We start from the raw sequence: 19329 nt of genomic DNA, 5'->3' as shown, positions 1-19329 counted from the left end.
ACCAGCGTCGCCAGACTTTCGGAGAACTTACCCCGAGGTTTTCTGGCGGAGAGGGCGCAAATCATATCATGCTCACATAGCGAGGAAAACGATTGCGTAGAGGGTTTGTGTGGGAAGTCGGCTTGGGGTGAAGATCAGAACGGAAAGGTCACCAACTCTATACCGTCGGCGCTGACGGTGATCATCGATCCTTCTTCATGCCAGGCTCCCAGTACTGCGCGGTGTCCGGTCTTACCGTTTAGCGGCACGTCGTGAATAGCGGGGCGATGGGTATGACCGTGAATCATCCATTCGGCGCGATTCTCCTGCATCGCGTTGATCACCGCCTGCGGATTGACGTCCATGACGTCCAGTGACTTTCCGCGATTAGACGCTTTACTGTCGGCGCGCATTCTGGCTGCAATGGACAGTCGCCATTTAAGCGGCAGGGCGAGGAAGATTTTCTGAATCAGCGGATTGCGCACTTTCTTGCGGAATTTTTGATAACCGATGTCGTCAGTACAAAGCGTGTCGCCGTGTAAAATCAGCAACCGTCGGCCATAGAGTTGGAGCAATTTGGTTTCCGGCAGAATCTGCATCGAGCTGTCGCGGGCAAAACGTCGCCCAACCAGAAAGTCGCGGTTACCGTGAATGAAAAAACAGGGCACGCCTTGCTGGTGGAGGGTATTCAGCGCTGCTGCGATGTCGCCGTGCAATGGTTGTGGATCGTCGTCGCCGATCCAGGCCTCAAACAGATCCCCAAGGATGTACAGCGCATCAGCCTGCGGCGCATCTTCGCGTAAAAAACGCAGAAAACCGGCAGTAATTGCCGGTTCCTGTGCGCAAAGATGAATATCTGCGATAAAAAATGTGGCCATTAAATGTCAGTTATTCGCTGACAGTAACGCTTTGGATCACAACATCTTCTTTTGGAACGTCTTGGTGCATACCGCTACGGCCCGTTTTCACAGCTTTGATTTTCTCAACGACGTCCAGACCCTCGGTGACTTCTGCAAACACGCAATAACCCCAGCCTTGCTCATTTTCACCGGTGTGGTTAAGAAAATCGTTGTCGCTGACGTTGATGAAAAACTGTGCGGTAGCAGAATGCGGGTCATTGGTACGGGCCATCGCCAACGTGCCTTTGTTGTTTTTTAGACCGTTATTGGCTTCGTTTTTGATTTGTGCGTCAGTATTTTTCTGATTCATGCCTGGCTCAAAACCGCCACCCTGAATCATAAAACCGTTAATGACACGGTGAAAAATGGTGTTGTCGTAGAAACCCTTACGGCAATAGTTCAGGAAGTTTTCGACGGTGACCGGTGCCTTGTCCGCGAAAGTTTTAATAACGATGTCGCCGTGGTTGGTGTGTAAAGTGACCATAATAATCATCCTGCTTATGTTGATGTGTGCTCTCAGTGTGAGCCGCTACTATAGCCTTTTCTTATACCATAACTCAAAAGCAGGCGTCAGCAGCCTGTTTCGGACACTGAGCGGCTTATGCCGTTTCGGTAGATGCGTTTTCGTTATATTATGAGCGTCATTGACGTTTTCAATGCCCAACACGGAATAGCCTGATGCTGAAGATTTTTAATACCCTAAGTCGCCAAAAAGAGGAATTCAAGCCAATTCATGCCGGTAAAGTCGGTATGTACGTGTGTGGGATCACCGTTTATGACCTGTGTCACATTGGACATGGACGCACATTTGTGTCATTTGACGTGGTATCACGCTATCTGCGTTACCTGGGCTATGATCTGAAATATGTGCGTAATATCACCGATATTGACGACAAAATCATTAAACGTGCGGCAGAGAACGGCGAAGATTTTACTGCGCTGACTGATCGTATGATCGCTGAAATGCACATTGATTTTGCTGCGCTGGGGATCTTGCCTCCTGATGCCGAACCCCGCGCTACCGGCCACATTCATGAAATCATCGAGATTGTGCAAAAGCTGATCGACCGCGATCATGCCTACGTCGCCTCCAACGGTGACGTGATGTTCTGGGTCGAAAGCGATCCGGACTACGGCCTACTGTCACGCCAGGATCTGGATCAGTTACAGGCCGGTGCGCGCGTTGAAGTGGCCGCCGATGTAAAACGTAACCCGATGGACTTCGTGTTATGGAAAATGTCCAAGCCAGGAGAACCAAGCTGGACCTCGCCTTGGGGCGAAGGGCGTCCAGGCTGGCATATCGAATGTTCAGCCATGAACTGCAAGCAGCTTGGCGAACATTTTGATCTTCATGGTGGCGGTTCTGATCTGATGTTCCCGCATCACGAAAATGAAATCGCTCAGTCGAGTTGTGCCCATGACGGCCCTTACGTCAATACCTGGATGCATTCCGGCATGGTGATGATCGACCGCGAGAAGATGTCCAAATCGCTGGATAACTTCTTTACCGTGCGCGACGTCCTAAAATATTACGATGCCGAGAGCGTGCGCTACTTCCTGATGTCAGGCCACTACCGCAGCCAACTGAACTACAGTGAAGAGAACCTCAAGTTGGCGCGGACCTCGCTTGAGCGTCTGTACACAGCGCTGCGCGGTACCGATGCGCAGGCTATCCCCGCCGGTGGTGAAACCTTTGTGGCACGCTTTCGTGAAGCAATGGACGATGATTTCAACACGCCTGAAGCCTATTCGGTTCTGTTTGACATGGCGCGCGATATCAACCGTCTGAAAGTGGAAGATATGCAGGCCGCCAATGGGTTAGCCGCTGAACTGCGCAAATTGGGCAGTGTTCTGGGCCTGCTGGAGAAAGACCCTGAACAGTTCCTGCAATCCGGCGCGCAAGCAGATGACGACAGCGAAGTGGCTGAAGTTGAAGCGCTGATCAAACAGCGTAACGACGCCCGTGCCAGCAAAGACTGGGGCATGGCGGACAAAGCGCGCGATCGCTTAAACGAGATGGGAATTGTGCTGGAAGATGGCCCTTCAGGTACAACGTGGCGTCGTAAGTGATCGGTTTGGTGTTGTAAAAACGTCATAAAAAAACGCGGTCGGGTTAATCCCCTCCGCGTTTTTTATGCTCAGAACCGACGGTTTATTCGGCTGAGGCTTTGACGACCAGTTTGCTGCTGGCGAATTCAACTTGCTGGTCAGCAAGGATTTTGCAACGTTTACGGGTTTCAACCTGCCCGTTGACCTTCACCTGACCTTCGGCAATCACGGCTTTAGCCGCTGCGCCGCTTTCACACCAGCCCATAAATTTGAGCAGGTCGCACAGTTCAACATGCGGGTGTTTTTCGAGAAAAAAAGTTTCCATGGTTTCCTGACTTATTTGTTACTGACTTTTAGTTGGCGCTGATGTCGTGATATTCCTCGCAAGCTTGCAAGGTATTTTGAATCAGCGTCGCGACCGTCATCGGGCCTACGCCGCCCGGCACCGGTGTAATAAATGAAGCGCGCTCGGCGGCAGCATCAAATTCAACATCGCCGACAACTTTACCACTTTCCAGACGGTTTATACCGACATCCACTACGATTGCGCCCGGTTTAATCCATTCGCCGGGAATAAACCCAGGTTTACCGACGGCAACCACCACCAGATCGGCGTTTTCGACATGGTGACGCAAGTTTTTAGTAAAACGGTGCGTGACGGTGGTAGTACAACCGGCCAGCAGCAATTCCATACTCATCGGGCGACCCACGATATTGGACGCACCAATCACCACGGCATTCAGGCCGAAGGTGTCGATACCATAACGTTCCAGCAGCGTCACAATGCCGCGGGGAGTGCAAGGGCGCAAAGTCGGCGCACGTTGACACAGGCGGCCGACATTATAAGGATGGAAGCCGTCAACATCTTTGTCCGGGTGAATACGTTCCAGAACCTTGATGTTATCGATGCCCGCAGGCAGCGGCAACTGAACCAGAATGCCGTCGATGGCGTCGTCGCTGTTCAGTTCATCAATTAGCTTAAGCAGCTCGCCTTCGGAAGTGGTGTCGGGCAAATCATAAGAGCGCGACAGAAAGCCCACTTCTTCGCAGGAGCGGCGCTTGCTGGCGACATAAATCTGCGAGGCCGGGTTCTCTCCGACTAAGACAACAGCTAAGCCTGGCGCACGCTTACCGTCAGCCAGTCGTTGTTTTACTTTTTCCGCAACTTCATTTCTGACCTGCTGCGCAATCGTTTTACCGTCAATAATCTTTGCTGACATCGGGGATTAAATCCATCAATTAAAAAATGCAGGGGATGCGCTATTTTGGCAGATGCAGCGCGCGCTGTCAGGCGCTGAATTGTTTTGGTCCGTAAAATAGCGGCGGGATTGCGCAGAAGTTTGCATGGAATGGGGCTATTTTAGGAGAACGTCAAATCGAATACATAAGGAAAGCGGGATGACACGTAAAGTGGGAATTATCGGCACGGGCCATGTCGGTGCTGATGTGGCCTTTTCGCTGGTCACGCAGGGATTGTGTGATGTGATTGTTTTGCTGGATGAAAATGAAGCGAAGGCAGCCAGTCAGATGTTGGAGCTGCGTGATATGGCCGCACTTAGCGCGTCGCGGGTTAATGTTATCGCCAACGACTATAACGAATTGCATGATGCAGATGTCGTCGTCATGGCTGTAGGTCCTAAAACCTTATTGCGTGAAGACCGACTGGAAGAGCTGGCCGAGACCCGCGCTGCGGTCCGTGCGCTGTTGCCACGTATTATTGCCAGTGGCTTTGGCGGGGTTATCCTTAACATCACCAACCCGTGCGACGTGATAACCCAGATAATTCAGCAAACCAGTGGCTTCCCGGATCAGCAGGTTTTCGGCACAGGCACACTTCTGGATACTGCCCGCATGAAACGCGTAGTGGGTGAGTTCTTCGACTTAGACCCGAAAAGCGTTACAGGCTATGTGCTTGGCGAACATGGTGAATCACAGTTTGTCGCCTGGAGTACCGTCACGCTGGGTGGTCGCCCAGTGACAGAACTGGCCGGGGACCGCGTGGTTGATTGGGCCAGGATGGAAAGCGCGGTACGTGGTGGCGGCTGGGAGATTCTGCAGGGCAAAGGCTGGACCAGTTTTGGCATTGCCACGGCAGCCGCACGTTTAGTCGATGCGATTTTGTCAGATGCCAATACGATTTATCCCGTCTCAGCATGGGACGAAAAACTGAAGGTCTACATTGGTCAGCCTGCGGTGATCGGCAAGCGAGGTATCGTACAAACTCTGCAACCTGAACTGACTGCCTATGAAAATAACGCCTATCAGGCATCGGCACGGGTTATTACGGCAGCCATCAATTCAGAGAAATAGGTTTTCGCGGACTCCCTGTAAAAACGGATGCAGTAAAGAATGTGAGCAAATCGTTCAGTCATTAAGCAGTGAGTTCGAAAGCCATTGACTCATTGCGACCTGCCCGTATAATCCGAGTCCGCAACGCTCCCTAACAGGACTGCAATGCGCCCTTAGCTCAGTTGGATAGAGCAACGGCCTTCTAAGCCGTAGGTCACAGGTTCGAATCCTGTAGGGCGTACCACCCTTACTTCTTTTCATATCCCCTAAAGTCCACTACTCCCTCTATTTTTAAGGCTTTCAGCCAGATTCTATTATCTCAACAGCTATCCATACCCATTGAAATCCACATGCAGATAGCGGATAAATAAATGAAAGTATCCTCAGGTTCAATGAAGTGGGATATCCCAAATTGAAACTCAATCTGTATGCAATAAGGTTCAGATCGCCGTACTCATCATCCTGTAGCAATATCCCGTAGCAAAATGAAAATTCAAAATCACAAACTGAAAAGCTTACAACAGGGTGCTGAACAATTGATGTTCGCTGACATAATGGCAAATGATGCGTACAAACGTGCCAGACAGTGTAAGGATTGTCTGAGAAAATGACTGACAGGAGACTTTGTTATCTCAATATTATTTATTCAATAAAGCCTTTCACAATTACCTGGTGGAGTAAGCGTAATCCATTATTAATCTTAATGAATTGTTAAGTTTTCTTAACTTGCGCATTTTATATAAAATAACGCTCTCATTTTTCACTCTGTGAAAGCCCCGAATTCGACTTCATATTTAATGATATTTATTCATTAAAATAATATCATGTCATTATTGTAAAGTTACTTGGCAATATGTGTCTTACTTTTATTGCATCTGCTTTTGATGTTTAATTTCAACCCCCCCTTATAGAGCCAGACTCGGCGGGTTTAACTTAATAATCAGAGTGGAATGGAATGCGAAATATCACTTTCGCACGAATAAATTATAGGGAATATAGGGTATTTTGTAATGAAAAAGTTAACTTTCTTATCTGTAACAGCGATGTCCGTTCTTTTCGCTTCTCAAGCATTCGCACTTTCTGATAATACAATGAGTTTCCAGGGCGAAGTTACGTCAGAAACCTGTTCCGTAACTATCAATGGTAATAGCGCTAAACCACTGGTTCTACTGCCAAGTGTTAATGCCACTGCACTGGCTACAGCAGGTCAAACTGCGGGTCAAGCAACTTTCGATATTGGTGTGTCGGGTTGTACTGGCAGCACTGACGCTGCAACAAAAGTATCCAGCGTATTCGTAGGTAACAGCGTTTCAACCACGGGCGACCTGAGTAACGTGGCAACCACTGATGCAGCAACTAACGTAAATATTCAAATCTTGGATACCAACTCGACAGCCATTGACTTTTCTTCTCCGTTCGTTGCTGACGGTGACCTGACGGTAGCTGCAGGTGAAAGCTCTGCTTCAGCAACTTATACAGCACAATATGTTGCTACTGGTCAGGCAACTGCCGGTGCGGTTGAGTCAACAATGCAATACTCTGTTAGCTACAACTAATTTTGTTGTGAGTCAGGGATGTTTCTTATCTGAATAATTTATTCAGATTAACTAAGGTCAGGGATGACCTTTTAATCTTATCCAAAAAAGTTAGATAATAATTTTAACGGGTGAATATTATGTCCCGCTTACAATGGCGTAGCATTTTTTTATTTATATTAACTCTAGGGATTTCATTTTGTGCATCAGCGAGTGTCGTGATGACAGGTTCTCGCGTTATTTATTCTTCTGATGCAAAATCCGTCGATGTGCAGTTGAGAAATAATGATGAATTCCCTTATGTTATCCAGGCTTGGTTTGACAGCGGTGATGAAAACTCTACACCGACAACGGGTAAAGCGCCGTTTATAGTCACTCCGCCAACATTCAGAATTGCAGCCAAAGACGGACAAGTTTTACGTATCTTCTTTACCGGAGGGAAAACATTACCTCAGGATAGAGAATCCATTTTTTATTTTAATTTTCTGCAAGTACCCCCGGCAAATATTGCCGGTGATAAAGGTAACCAAATGATCATTATTATGAAAAATAGATTGAAGGTTTTCTACCGTCCGGCTGGTTTGGCAGCGAATAAGAAGAAGATTTTTGATTATCTGACGTTCAGTAATGTGACATCCAATAACATCCGTATCACCAACAATTCACCTTTTTATATCTCATTAAGCACGGTAGCAGTGAACGGAGTTTATGCAAAAGGTAAGGCACCAATGATTGCACCTTTTTCTCTGCAAGATGTGACTCTTAACGCTGGAAAAGTGACCGGTAAGAAGGCCCAGGGAATTGAAATCGGTCTGGTTAATGACTTTGGAGCAGTGGTGACCCATGAGTATCCAATCCAAAAATAAGAATATGTTTTTTCGCCTGGCAATACTTTCTTGTGTGATTAGAGCATCGTTATTCACTCACTCTGCTTTTGCCGAGGGTTATCGCTTCGACAGTCATCTGCTCGCGGGTTCAGATTTTGCAGAAAGTATCGATCTTGATCAATTTAACGAAACCCAAAGCATTATTCCTGAAGGTTCGCAGACGCTTGATATCAGCCTGAACGGGATAAAAATTAAAAGCCAGGTTCCGGTTGAGTTCCGCAAGGAGAATGCGAACGATAAAAGCGCACAGCCTTGTCTTGACAGCGATTTGATAAAGCTTTTGCAGCTTAAAACTCAGTCTCTTAAAGGTGCTCAGAAGCAGTGTGTATATTTTTCGGAGATTACCCAACAGGGCAGCTGGAAAATTCAGCAATCAACCCTGACTTTGGCGGTTTTAATTCCGCAGATTTTGCTGAACCGTCAGCCACGTGACTTCATTCCTATATCGGAATGGGATGCCGGTGCGCCGCTGGTGTTTTTACGCCACAACACCAGTTTTACACGCAACATTATGCGTGACTCTCACTACAACTATTTGTGGAGCATGATCAACGCAGGGGGCAACCTCGGCATGTGGCAGTTACGCCATCAGGCCAATCTGCGTTATATGGAAAGCAGCACCGGTGGCGATCACTATAAATGGAACGCAGTGCGTACCTGGGTGCAGCGTCCGCTACCAACTATTTCCAGCGAACTGATGGTCGGTGATACCTATACGGACAGCTCAATGTTTGGTTCGATGTCCTTTAACGGAGTGAAACTTGCCACCGATCAGCGGATGTGGCCGCAGGGCAGACTCGGTTATGCCCCGGAAGTGCGTGGCGTGGCGAGCACTAATGCTCGGGTTCTGATCCGTCAGGCCGGTAACGTCATTTATGAAACACAGGTGCCGCCGGGTCCGTTCCTGATTGATGACCTCTACAATACTCGCAGCCAAGGGGATTTACAGGTTCAGATAATTGAAGCTGATGGAAAGTCGTCTTTCTTCGTCGTGCCTTATGCTGCAGTGCCTGGCTCTATGCGCCCTGGTAATCTGAGTTATCAATTTGCAGCCGGTAAAGTCCGTAATTATTACTCTGTGCAAAATGCCTTTACCGAGGGCGTTCTTCAGTACGGGGTCAATAACAGTATCACGTCAAACACTGGTGCGCGTTTTGCCAATGATTATCAGGCATTGCTGGTCGGTGGCGTCTATGCATCAGAACTCGGGGCGTTATCCCTTAATACCACTTGGTCACATGCGCGAGTGGAAAACAACCAGTCGAAAAGCGGATGGCGAGCTGAGGCGTCGTACAGCAAAACTTTCTCAACAAACACCAATATTGTGCTGGCGGCATATCGCTATTCAACCGCCGGTTACCGCGACCTGCAAGATGTGCTGGGCGTACGCCGTCAGGAAAATGGCGGGTCAAATTATTATTCTGATACGTTGAAACAGCGTAACCGTTTCATGGCAACACTAAGCCAGAACATGAGCGAATACGGTACGCTTTCACTCAATGGCAGCAGCACAGATTACTATAATAACCGTTCGCGCGTTTCTGAGCTGCAACTGTCATATAACAACATGTGGAAGAAGCTCAGCTACAACATCAACGTCGGGCGCCAGCGTTCTAGCTGGAGCAACCGCAATGTCTATAGCGTGAATGATTCTGATTACGACTCCAGCCGTTATCAGAAATACACCGAAAATGTAATTTCAATCGGTTTGTCCGTTCCTCTGGACTGGCGCGACTCTCGTTCAAGCGTCTCATTTGACATGATGAAAGATAAAAATACACGTTCGATGATGACGACTCTTTCCGGTTCCGCAGGCCAGGAAAGTGATTTTACTTATTCCTTATATGCCAATCACGACCAGTATTCCGACAGAGAAGAAGGCAAGAATCATGACGTGCGTTGGGGGACTAACCTTCAGGAACGCACACGAATGGGGACTATACGGGCCTCTTATGCGCACAGTGATAATTATCATCAGATGGGACTGGGCACTTCTGGCACATTGGCCCTACATGGCGGCGGTATGACCTATGGCCCTTATGCAAGTGATACATTTGCGCTTGTTGAGGCCAAAGGCGCCACCGGTGCCCGCGTCAATAATGCCCAAGGTGCGAAAATTGATGCCTTCGGCTACGCCATCGTGCCGTCTCTGGCTCCTTATCGCTACAACACCATCAGCATTGATGGCAACTCCATGGATCAGGACGTTGAACTGGAAGGCGGCAACGTGCGCGTGGTGCCGGTGCTGGGTTCAGTGCCCAAAATTACCTTCAAAACACTGAACGGAGTACCGGCACTGATTACGGTAATGATGCCAGACGGCTCACCGGTACCAATGGGTGCTGATGTCAAAGATCGCGATGGAAACAATGTTGGGATGGCGGGCCAGAACGGTCAGGTTTACGCACGTCTCCCGGATGCCTCCGGTACATTATTCATCCGCTGGGGAGCCGGCAAATCATGCCGCGTAAATTATCAGATGCCTACTCAGAAAAAAGCTGATGGCAGTAATTTCATCCATTTAAACGGCACCTGCGTACAGTGAGAATCATCATGAAATTTTCAATCACTCAGTTTAAAACGTGGTTAGTGACTGCAACCATGGTGGCCTGTTCGTCTTGGGCTCACGCAGCTTGCTTCAAAGTCATCGGCATAGGTTCCTCATACTCTACGATTCCTCAGGCCGTGGTTGATTCAGGCTACACTGCGAAAAATTGGGGGGGATTTTTCAATTCCGCTGCCAAGATTTCCTTCGGGACGATCACGATAGGAACAGGGGCACAGTCACTGGCGACTGCCGGCACCGTTTTGTCCAGCGCCAACCTGAACTTTATTGATACGGCGCTGAACGTACCGTATTCCGCCAACCAGATTGTCTTCAAGTGTGACCTGGCAGATGCTGATTCCCTTTACGAAATGTATGCACTTTATGGTGCTGGTGGAAATTTTTACGGCGGGTATGCCGTCAATGATGTGGAAGGTGGTTATGCAACACCGTCACAGGGTATCGCCTATCGTATTACCAACCAGAAAACCGGCCTGTATTACACCGGTCAATGGCAGGAACGCAAGCTCACTAACGATGATTACATCACGGTGGGGGCTCACATTTATATTCCGGCGTCCTCCTTCGGCAGTGCAACATTTGAGCTAGTTAAAACAAACGACATAAACTCAGGTGCTATTATCACGCGTGACGCATTTAGTCAGATCTTATCTCCTCAAGGCTTTGTTGTCTTCAAAGGAAACGGCATGAACACGAACCTGAAAACAGGTTCCACCGCGAGTTTGCCCTCAGCGTTTGAGACCTCGGCGGTGTGGAGCATGTATGGCGGTTCGACCACGATTATTCGCGGGAATACGTGCAAGGTCAGTGATTTTGATCAGGTAGTGCAGTTACCGTCAATCAGTGTCGGTGATTTGCGAAACGGCAATAGCAGTTCCAATTCGTTCAATGTCTCCATCGAATGCGATGCCGGAGCAATTTCCGGCACAACTAGCAGCAGCACTAATGCGCCGGTGGCGATGGGTTTTCTGGTGACACAGCCCACGGCATTGAGTCAGGCTTCCACGCTGGGGCTTAAAAGTAGTTCAGGCGGTATTAGTTATCTACTTGATGATCACTACGGTACGGAAGGCGTGGCCTCCGGTGTCGGCATTCGTTTGTATTCTCCGTCCGGAGCGGCGCTAAATCTGCTCTCATCGAAAGAGACTACTGGGACAGGTAACGCTGCAGGATGGTACGGATTTGCCGATCTACTGGGCAACACTGGTGATACGTCAACTGGCGGTAAAGCTTATGGTGGAACGTTTACAGCTTCACTGGAACAGCTTCCGGGATTACAGGCAGCAGCAGGATCAGTTAATGCACAAGCTCAGATCGTTGTCAGTCTTCAGTAAGCCCATACTGGCGGCAGCACTATTACTGAATGCCAGCTTTTCCGTGGCGGTGGTTAACAGTACCCAGAGCCGTTTAGTTTTTAATGAAGACAGCACGGCGGAATCGCTGGTACTCGTCAATTCCGAACGGGCCCCCGCGCTGGTTCAGGTTTGGAGTGATGATAACGACCCGCTTGCGTCGCCAGATCGTATCAGTACACCAATTGTCGTCGTACCCCCGGTCTTCAAACTTGACGCTGGGGAGTCTCGCAACCTGCGCGTGATGCTCCTCTCCCGCCAGGAGATGCCGTCTGACCGTGAACGCGTGTACTGGTTGAATATTTATCAGATTCCACCTAACACTCAGGCAGACAGTGCGGAAGACAAGAAAGTCATTTTACCTCTTCGCATCCGATTGAAAGTGTTTGTGCGCCCCTTCGGGCTGAAAGCGCCGGAAGAAAACATCGGTAGGTTACTAGAGTTTGCGCTGAAACAAGTGGGGATCCAAGACTGGTCGTTGCAGATAAAGAATCCTACGCCGTACTATCTTACGCTGGGCGGACTCAGTCTGGGAGGCAATTCGCTGACACCTTTAATGATAGCACCGAAATCTTCTGCCACGGTTCCTGTTACTTCCTTGAGCAATAGTAGACAAGTGAGTTGGTCAGTAATTGATGATTTCGGCAAACAAACCACATACCAGCGGGACTTATAAATACTAAAAAACGTCCCTGTCCATCACCCTGATGGACAGGGTGTAATGTATTTTTTAAATGGCTTATCTAGCCTAATATATCTGAAATAGCCTATGATAAATATAATGCCAGCCAAAATGAATATCGCATACTTTCATCAGTATCATATGTCCTATGATTTGATTGCTTCGTATATTCAGCGTGAAATGAAATTCAGCCATTTACAGCTGCATCATTTTCCAACCCCTGAATCACTGACAATAGCTGTTAAAGAAAATAAAATGGACATTGTGATGATTAATTCATCCTGCCTTTTCGACGGTTTTTATCTGGAGAGTGAAATTAGGGCGATGCTGTCTGAAATTTGCGAAAACAAACATACTATTACCGTCTTCTTTGCGAAGAACATGAAACCTATTTTACTGAGGAAAATTGCCGAATCGGGAATGGATATCTTGATTAGTTCTCATGACACGCCGAATGAACTTATCAAAGGATTAATGAATGTAATGATGTCACCAGATCAAAAACCGTATATTTCAATGGAGATAAAAAAGAACTTGCAACAAAAAAATGATGTTCTGACGCCAAAAGAGTGGGAAGTGATCAACCTGGTTAACCAAGGGTATTCCCTTTCACAAATTGCATCAAAAAAATTCCGAGCATTGAGTACTATATCAACTCAAAAACGGAATGCGATGAATAAACTTCATGTCAAAAATGAAAGTGAGCTATTGCGTTTTTTACATCAAAATACATTTCTTGACTATTAAATTTCTCGGAACACCATGTTTAATAAAATATTCATCTCTCTTATTGTGGGGGGGGTATTCTCTAGCAATACTTACGCCTTATCGCTTCAAGAATCTCTTGTTGCAGCGAATATCTATAATGCTGAAATCAATGCTGCACGAAGCGTGCATGATGCTGATAACCAAAAAAAGTATCAGGGGTTCGCGGGACTACTACCTGTTATCAGTCTCAATGGCGCCTGGAATAAAACTGACCAGCCGGATGCGACTTATTCCGCAGGAGTTACACGCCATAATTATAGCTTTAATGTCACACAGCCGATCTTTGACATATCTAAATATGCGGATTGGAAAAAAACCCTCGTCATCGGTGATTTGGCCGATGTGAACTATCTGATTGCTCAACAAAAACTCATTAGTGATGTGGTTACAGCCTGGTATGACGTCTTGTATCAGCGCAGCGTTCTCGAAACCAGTAAGCGGGTTCAGGCAGCCTTCAATGTTCAATTGAAGCAGTCTCACAAGGCTTTGGAACTCGGTGACGGGACACATCTTGATGAAGCGGAAGCGCAGGCGAACTATGACAAATCAGTGGCTGATGTTTTAGCTGCGGAAAATGATCTTAATGATGCCAGCGTGGTGTTCCGGCAACTGACGGGTCTGGACGCTCAAAGTATTCCTGGAGAGGACATGGGCTGCTTGCGTTTTACCGGAGCGTTAGATCTTGAAAAGCTCAAGCGGGCAACTGTAGCGAACAATCTCAATATCCTTGCCGCCATACAAACCTTGAAAGCGAGTGAGACGGATATAGTCACCGCAACGTCGAATCATCTTCCTGTTGTCACTTTCCAGGCGGGTTACGGTAAAAACTGGAGCCGCGCGGAAAACAGTAATGCACTCGACGATCTGTTCGGTACGACTTCGAAAACTGACAACACCACATTTGGCTTAAATGTTTCTATTCCGCTGTTTGCCGGCGGCAGTCAGATTTCACAGAGCCTTGAGGCTGCACACCGTTTTGAACAAAGCAAAGATTTGCTAATAGATGCGCGCCGTAAAGCAGAGCAACAGACCATTCAGGCTGCTTCGGGCGTAAAAAACAATGAAGCGCGTATTAACGCTTACAAGCGCGCCATCAGCTCATCGGAAAAACGCCTTTCATCAACGCGATACGGACGGGAGATTGGGCAGCGCACGCTGATCGATGTTTTTAATGCTGAGAAAGAGTATTACCAAGCTATTCAGGATCTTGCGCAGGCTCAAAACAAGTGGATCCAGTCGGTCGTCAAACTGTCTTCCTCGACCGGTGCACTCGATTACTCAGTAGTGAAAAATTTTAGCTGTGGTGCAGCATGACCGGGAATATGACTCATGAATAACGATTTATTTCGCAAGGAATCTCTGGATGCCAAGAAAACAAAAGTGCTCGGCTCCGTCGCTCTGTATAGCCCGCCCTTTCGCTGGCTGATCCTTACAATAATCTGCGTGCTGGTAGCCGTACTCATTGCGTTTTGTATTTTTGGCAGTTACACGAAACGCGAAACGGCCAGCGGTGTGTTGGTACCGGAAGGTGGGATGATGAATATTACCGCCATGAGTTCGGGCAGGGTAATGGCCCTACCTATCAACGAAGGCGACAGCTTAAATAAAAGTGACCATATCGTCACCATCTCTTCGGAAATTACCACAAGATATGGGCAGACACGCGAGGCGATTGCTAGCCAGCTAGAACTTCAGCAACAGGGCCTGAAAAATCAGCTTTTAAATCTTGACCAGCTCAACGACGAGACCTTGAAATCTCTGAAAGAAAAGGAAATTTTGTTGAAACAGCAGTCGGTTGAACTGGACACAATTTACCGCCAGCGGACGCAGCAAATCACGCTTGCTAACAAGCAGTTGGACAAGATTAAGGCCATGCGTACACAGGGTTACGCCTCCAACACGCAGGTAGAACAGCAGGAAAATACCGCTCTTGACGCCAGCGTCCGTTTGCAGGAAGTCGCGCGTCAGCGCATTGATGTCCGCCAGCAGTTGGCACAAACGCGGCAGCAGTTACGTGAACAACCCATTACCTACTATCAACAAAAGAACGATATCCAGCAAAAGCTTTCCGACATCACGCAGTCTATGGTGGAAAACGAATCACGACGCTCTATTGATTTGCGCGCCCCTGAAAAAGGCACCGTCAGCGCCGTGCTCGTCAAGCAGGGCCAAATCGTCAGTTCAGGCCAGACTATCGCACTCATCCTGCCGGACAACGCCCGTTTGCAGGCGCGGATTATGCTCAGCAGCCGTGCAATCGGGTTTATAAGCCCGGGGCAACGTGTGGTTTTACGCTACCAGTCTTTCCCGTGGCAGAAGTTTGGCCAGCAATACGGCACGGTCACTGAGATATCAAAGTCAGCACTTTCACCACAAGAAGTATCGACCATTACCGGTGATAGTCAGATTAAGGAGTCGATGTATCAGGTCAAAGTGGCCATTGATCATCAATCCGTTCAGGCGTATGGCAAGCAAGTCAATCTGAGGCCTGGCAGTGGGGTAGATGCCGATTTCATCGTGGACAAGCGACATATATATGAATGGGTACTCGAGCCGCTAAATGCTCTTGGCAAAATGACCTCTTTATGAACTCAAATAGCTACCTGGATTAAACATGGATTTTTTGCACAAATTAAATTTATCATTTCGTCAGAAGTTGCCAGTGCTGCGTCAGACTCAGGCTGCAGAGTGTGGCTTGACTTGCGTGGGAATGATTGCAGGTTATTTCGGCCACCACATTGACATGGTCAGCCTGCGCCACCGATTCCCGACATCCCTGAAGGGGAGTACGCTTTCTGATGTTATGTCCGTTGCACAAAATATGGGAATGAGTTGCCGCGCCGTACGCCTTGAACTCGATGAAATGGATAAGTTGCGTCTGCCGTGTATATTGCACTGGGATCTGAATCACTTTGTTGTGCTTAAAAGCATCAAGGGAAATAAAGCGATCATTCATGATCCGGCCCGCGGTGTACGCAACGTGCCGACAGTTGAAGTTTCTCGATCTTTTACTGGTGTGGCACTCGAACTTTATCCTGCGGCCTCCTTTGAGCAAAAGGATGAGAAAAAAAACATCTCAATGCTACGCCTGATTCGCAACGTATCAGGTATAGGTTCGGCTTTCATGCAAGTTGCCCTGCTTTCACTGGCCCTGGAGTTTTTCGGCATCATTTCGCCGTTCTATATGCAGTGGGTGATAGACCAAGTGCTGGTATCTTCGGATCGTGACCTTTTAGCGCTACTAGGCCTAGCGTTCATCAGCATCACGCTGTTTCAGAACATTATCAGCGCCTTGCGTTCCTGGGTGACGACCTGGTTTTCTAGCTTGCTCAGCGTGCAATGGTCGAGCAATCTCTGTACTCATTTGCTCGGTCTGCCATTGAGCTACTTTGAAGAGCGTCACGTTGGGGACATTTTGTCCCGCTTCGGATCGATTTCCACAATTCAAAGTACGTTGACCGGTCGCTTTATCTCCTCAATTTTTGATGGCGTGATGTCACTAGTCACGTTAGCCGTCATATTCACTTACAGTTCGAGCCTGACTTTTATTGTGATCGCTCTTTTTCTGATCTATGCCCTAATACGCTGGGTATCCTTCGAGCCTTTCCGGCAGGCTAATGAAGACCAGCTGATGGCGTCGGCCATTGCTCAATCACAGCTGCTGGAATCGATTCGTGGTGTACAGGCGATCAAGCTCAATAACAAACAGGAATTGCGTGTTTCTACCTTTGCCAATGAAACCGTGGAATCAACCAACAAAGGCATCACAACGCAGAAACTTTCTATTGGTTTTAACACATTACAGTCCATCATTTCTGGCGTAGGTAAAATTGTTCTGATTTGGCTGGCCGCGTCTCAAGTTCTGGACGGAAATTTCACCAGCGGGATGCTGATTGCCTTCATTTCGTTTTCTGATCAGTTTATTTCACGATCAGCTGGGCTAATCAATGCTTTGATTGAATTCAAAATGTTGCGCTTACATGGGGAACGTATATCGGACATTGTGCTGACAGAAAAAGAACAGGATATGGAAAGTCGCATGGTTCTACCGAAAGATCATGGGGCCATCAAACTCGATATCCGCAATCTGTCTTTCAGCTATTCGAAAACCGATACTGCTATCTTCACTGATTTCAATCTTTCCATAAAGGCAGACGAATCGGTCGCCATTATAGGTCCTTCTGGACAGGGAAAGACTACGTTGGCGAAGCTTTTGCTAGGGTTGCTTAAACCAGATTCAGGCACGCTTTGCGTCAATGATATCGAGCACGTCAAACTGGGCTTGACTCACTACCGCGACCTTATTGGCAGCGTCATGCAAAGCGATATTTTGTTCGCTGGTTCTATTATGGACAACATAAGCTTCTTTGATGCGGATCTCGACCGCCATCATGTAGAGAATGTGGCACGCATAGCGCAGATCCACGAAGATATTATGGCGATGCCCATGGGATACAACAGCATGGTTGGAGACATGGGTTCGTCACTGTCCGGCGGCCAGGTTCAGCGTGTCATTCTGGCGCGCGCATTGTACCGAAAACCACGAATTCTGATCCTTGACGAAGCCACCAGTCATTTAGATGTGGCAAGGGAAAGCGCCATCAACGCGGCGATAAAGCACATGGCAATAACGCGAATTATTATTGCTCACAGACCGGAAACTATTTTAAGTGCGGACCGTATTATCCAGATAAGCCGTAATAGCGTAACAGAAATACCAAAAAATGATTTCATCAGACTGGTCAACGCTTCACATCCGGTGCTTTAGCTTGGCCAAAGCCTCAATTTGCACACATATTTATTAATTAGGAGAAAAAATGAACAATCGTTTAATTTGCTTGGAAGGTATACTTGATTTCGAAGAAGAAATTCGTGTACAAACGATAAATATCATCTCTTTCAGTCAGGGGCAGCCTATTAATATAAATCGCGATAGTATGCCTTCGGGGCATACTTTTTCTTCATACATGTCACAACAACTAGATAATGCGCAAAAAATATTTAATCAATTCAATTTTGTAAAAATGGAAGAGATTAATGAGCGTGATCTTTTTGCAGTTACTATACAAATTGTATTTACATTCACTACCGGGAATGGACAGAGAGTATGGCAGGTAACATTTGCATCATGTCTTGAAGACAATACAATTATGAACTTTACTTCGGTTTATCCCGACGAGGAAAGCATGATAAAACAAATTGATAGGTTACGTAATTGTGTGAAGAAATTCAAATTAACTGGTAGTTAATTTGAAGGGGTATACATGCAGCCACATGAGTAAGTAATTAAAGAGATTGTAAATATTTAATTTTCTCTGGAATAGTTAACGAACAGCTCCTGGTGTCTGAGTTTTAATAACGACTAACCCACTCCAAGATAGAAATTGGCGTGGGTTTTTTAATTTATCTTATTTAATTTTATATTATGATTGCGGGGGGAATTCTGGTGGGGAGTTCATGGTGATATCTTTATACTGATTTTAATATTTCGTTGGTTAAAAAATACAGTCAAAGATATGTTTTTCGGAGGTTTTTTTTTGCTAGAAATCAGTTAATTCGTGATAGGTATGGGGAATATAACGAGGTTCTATGAAAGGTAAATGCAAGGGCTAAAAAGCCCTTGCATTTATTACTAATTATGCACTTACAGCAAAATTACCGTTAATAATACTGGTGATGACCTGAGTAGATAAGCTGTTGATACTCTCAGGATTATCCCAACCCAAGGCTGCACCCATAACGGCGCCTGTAGCAGCGCCCAGAATACCGCCAGCGATTGCACCTACTGCTTCACCAAAGAGACCAAACCCAAGAAAACCACCGCCTGAACCACCGCCAACACCACCAATGTATGTACCGCCAGCAGCAAAAACAGTGCCGGCTAAAATAGCGCTAGATAGCGAACTTAAAAAACCCGCACCAGAAACTGCTTCAACTTCCATTACGTTTAGTTCACGCATTTAATCTCTCCTTTGAAATATTGCATGTGTTTAAAATATAAAAATTTACTCTAGTTAATCGAAGGATACCTATTGCTTGGTAACTTCGATGGCTTTATTCTGCATTTTTAGTAATAAAAAATATATAGAATAATTTCTATTTTTATAGTGATAGTTAAAGTACTTGCAATGTTTCTTTGTTACACTTATCCAACAGTTAATGTGTAGTTAACTACCATGAAAGGAGTGAAGGTGTTTTTGTAGTCCCTCCGGTTTTTAGTACCACCGCCAATGAGGATCTCCGGCCAGTTTTTGCCTCGCATAGATAACGGGTGGCATATCACCGAGTGAGCTATGCGGACGTTCTTCGTTATATTCTGCGCG

General features: G+C 47.0%; 18 protein-coding genes and 1 tRNA gene. 13 read left to right on the top strand and 6 right to left on the bottom strand.

Annotation, left to right across the window (positions count from 1 at the left end; translation table 11 throughout):
- Nucleotides 1-134: 134 nt before the first annotated feature.
- Entirely contained in the window at nt 135-857 is a 723-nt protein-coding gene (locus IEV89_RS14640; RefSeq protein ID WP_188474270.1) for a UDP-2,3-diacylglucosamine diphosphatase, read from the bottom strand.
- A 10-nt stretch (nt 858-867) separates the two neighbouring features.
- The gene (ppiB, locus tag IEV89_RS14635) at nt 868-1362 is read right to left on the bottom strand and encodes a peptidylprolyl isomerase B (RefSeq protein WP_188474269.1); all 495 of its coding nucleotides are present in this window, start codon (nt 1360-1362) and stop codon (nt 868-870) included.
- A gap of 194 nt (nt 1363-1556) precedes the next feature.
- Between ppiB and cysS the strand changes: the two genes are divergently transcribed.
- Nucleotides 1557-2948, top strand: a complete 1392-nt coding sequence (gene cysS, locus IEV89_RS14630) for a cysteine--tRNA ligase (RefSeq protein WP_188474268.1) — start codon at nt 1557-1559, stop codon at nt 2946-2948.
- An 82-nt stretch (nt 2949-3030) separates the two neighbouring features.
- On the opposite strand, the gene ybcJ is transcribed toward cysS, so the two are convergent.
- Together ybcJ and folD are read right to left on the bottom strand one after the other, a co-directional pair.
- Entirely contained in the window at nt 3031-3252 is a 222-nt protein-coding gene (ybcJ, locus tag IEV89_RS14625) for a ribosome-associated protein YbcJ (protein WP_140470623.1), read from the bottom strand.
- Nucleotides 3253-3280: 28 nt separating this feature from the next.
- Nucleotides 3281-4147 (bottom strand): bifunctional methylenetetrahydrofolate dehydrogenase/methenyltetrahydrofolate cyclohydrolase FolD, encoded by an 867-nt coding sequence (gene folD, locus IEV89_RS14620; RefSeq protein ID WP_188474267.1) that lies wholly within the window; start codon nt 4145-4147, stop codon nt 3281-3283.
- Nucleotides 4148-4325: 178 nt separating this feature from the next.
- Here folD and IEV89_RS14615 point away from each other — a divergent pair, with 178 nt between their 5' ends.
- The 12 genes from IEV89_RS14615 (at nt 4326) to IEV89_RS14560 (ending at nt 18255) form a co-directional block, all read left to right on the top strand.
- The gene (locus IEV89_RS14615; RefSeq protein ID WP_188474266.1) at nt 4326-5237 is read left to right on the top strand and encodes an L-lactate dehydrogenase; all 912 of its coding nucleotides are present in this window, start codon (nt 4326-4328) and stop codon (nt 5235-5237) included.
- Nucleotides 5238-5383: 146 nt separating this feature from the next.
- Nucleotides 5384-5460 (top strand) — tRNA-Arg (locus IEV89_RS14610).
- Nucleotides 5461-6226: 766 nt separating this feature from the next.
- The gene (locus tag IEV89_RS14605) at nt 6227-6772 is read left to right on the top strand and encodes a fimbrial protein (protein ID WP_188474265.1); all 546 of its coding nucleotides are present in this window, start codon (nt 6227-6229) and stop codon (nt 6770-6772) included.
- A gap of 119 nt (nt 6773-6891) precedes the next feature.
- Entirely contained in the window at nt 6892-7617 is a 726-nt protein-coding gene (locus tag IEV89_RS14600) for a fimbria/pilus periplasmic chaperone (protein ID WP_188474264.1), read from the top strand.
- Nucleotides 7595-10183 (top strand): fimbrial outer membrane usher protein, encoded by a 2589-nt coding sequence (locus tag IEV89_RS14595; protein ID WP_188474263.1) that lies wholly within the window; start codon nt 7595-7597, stop codon nt 10181-10183. The genes IEV89_RS14600 and IEV89_RS14595 overlap by 23 nt, the downstream gene beginning before the upstream one ends.
- An 8-nt stretch (nt 10184-10191) precedes the next feature.
- Nucleotides 10192-11538 (top strand): fimbrial usher protein StbD, encoded by a 1347-nt coding sequence (gene stbD, locus IEV89_RS14590; protein WP_188474262.1) that lies wholly within the window; start codon nt 10192-10194, stop codon nt 11536-11538.
- Nucleotides 11504-12232: a fimbria/pilus periplasmic chaperone gene (locus IEV89_RS14585; protein WP_229746487.1), complete on the top strand. Its 729-nt coding sequence runs from the start codon at nt 11504-11506 to the stop codon at nt 12230-12232. The genes stbD and IEV89_RS14585 overlap by 35 nt, the downstream gene beginning before the upstream one ends.
- Before the next feature lie 105 nt (nt 12233-12337).
- Nucleotides 12338-12985, top strand: a complete 648-nt coding sequence (locus tag IEV89_RS14580; RefSeq protein WP_188474261.1) for a helix-turn-helix transcriptional regulator — start codon at nt 12338-12340, stop codon at nt 12983-12985.
- A gap of 15 nt (nt 12986-13000) precedes the next feature.
- Entirely contained in the window at nt 13001-14320 is a 1320-nt protein-coding gene (locus tag IEV89_RS14575) for a TolC family outer membrane protein (RefSeq protein WP_188474260.1), read from the top strand.
- Between the two features lie 15 nt (nt 14321-14335).
- The gene (locus tag IEV89_RS14570; protein WP_188474259.1) at nt 14336-15595 is read left to right on the top strand and encodes an HlyD family secretion protein; all 1260 of its coding nucleotides are present in this window, start codon (nt 14336-14338) and stop codon (nt 15593-15595) included.
- Nucleotides 15596-15620: 25 nt separating this feature from the next.
- Nucleotides 15621-17774 carry a peptidase domain-containing ABC transporter gene (locus IEV89_RS14565; RefSeq protein WP_188474258.1) on the top strand — a complete coding sequence of 718 codons (2154 nt, stop codon included), beginning with the start codon at nt 15621-15623 and terminating at the stop codon, nt 17772-17774.
- 49 nt (nt 17775-17823) lie between these two features.
- Nucleotides 17824-18255 (top strand): DcrB-related protein, encoded by a 432-nt coding sequence (locus IEV89_RS14560; protein ID WP_188474257.1) that lies wholly within the window; start codon nt 17824-17826, stop codon nt 18253-18255.
- A 387-nt stretch (nt 18256-18642) separates the two neighbouring features.
- Here the strand turns inward: IEV89_RS14560 and IEV89_RS14555 are convergent, their stop codons facing one another.
- Complete coding sequence (locus IEV89_RS14555) at nt 18643-18966, bottom strand: colicin V synthesis protein (protein WP_188474256.1); 324 nt, start codon at nt 18964-18966, stop codon at nt 18643-18645.
- Between the two features lie 255 nt (nt 18967-19221).
- Nucleotides 19222-19329 (bottom strand): integrase core domain-containing protein (locus IEV89_RS14550; protein WP_188471404.1); only part of this gene is annotated, 108 nt, incomplete at its 5' end.

Origin of the sequence: Hafnia psychrotolerans, assembly GCF_014639435.1 — a bacterium.
Lineage (GTDB): Bacteria > Pseudomonadota > Gammaproteobacteria > Enterobacterales > Enterobacteriaceae > Ewingella > Ewingella psychrotolerans.
Note: the sequence above shows the minus strand (reverse complement) of the source record. Positions and strands in the feature narration are given on the sequence as shown.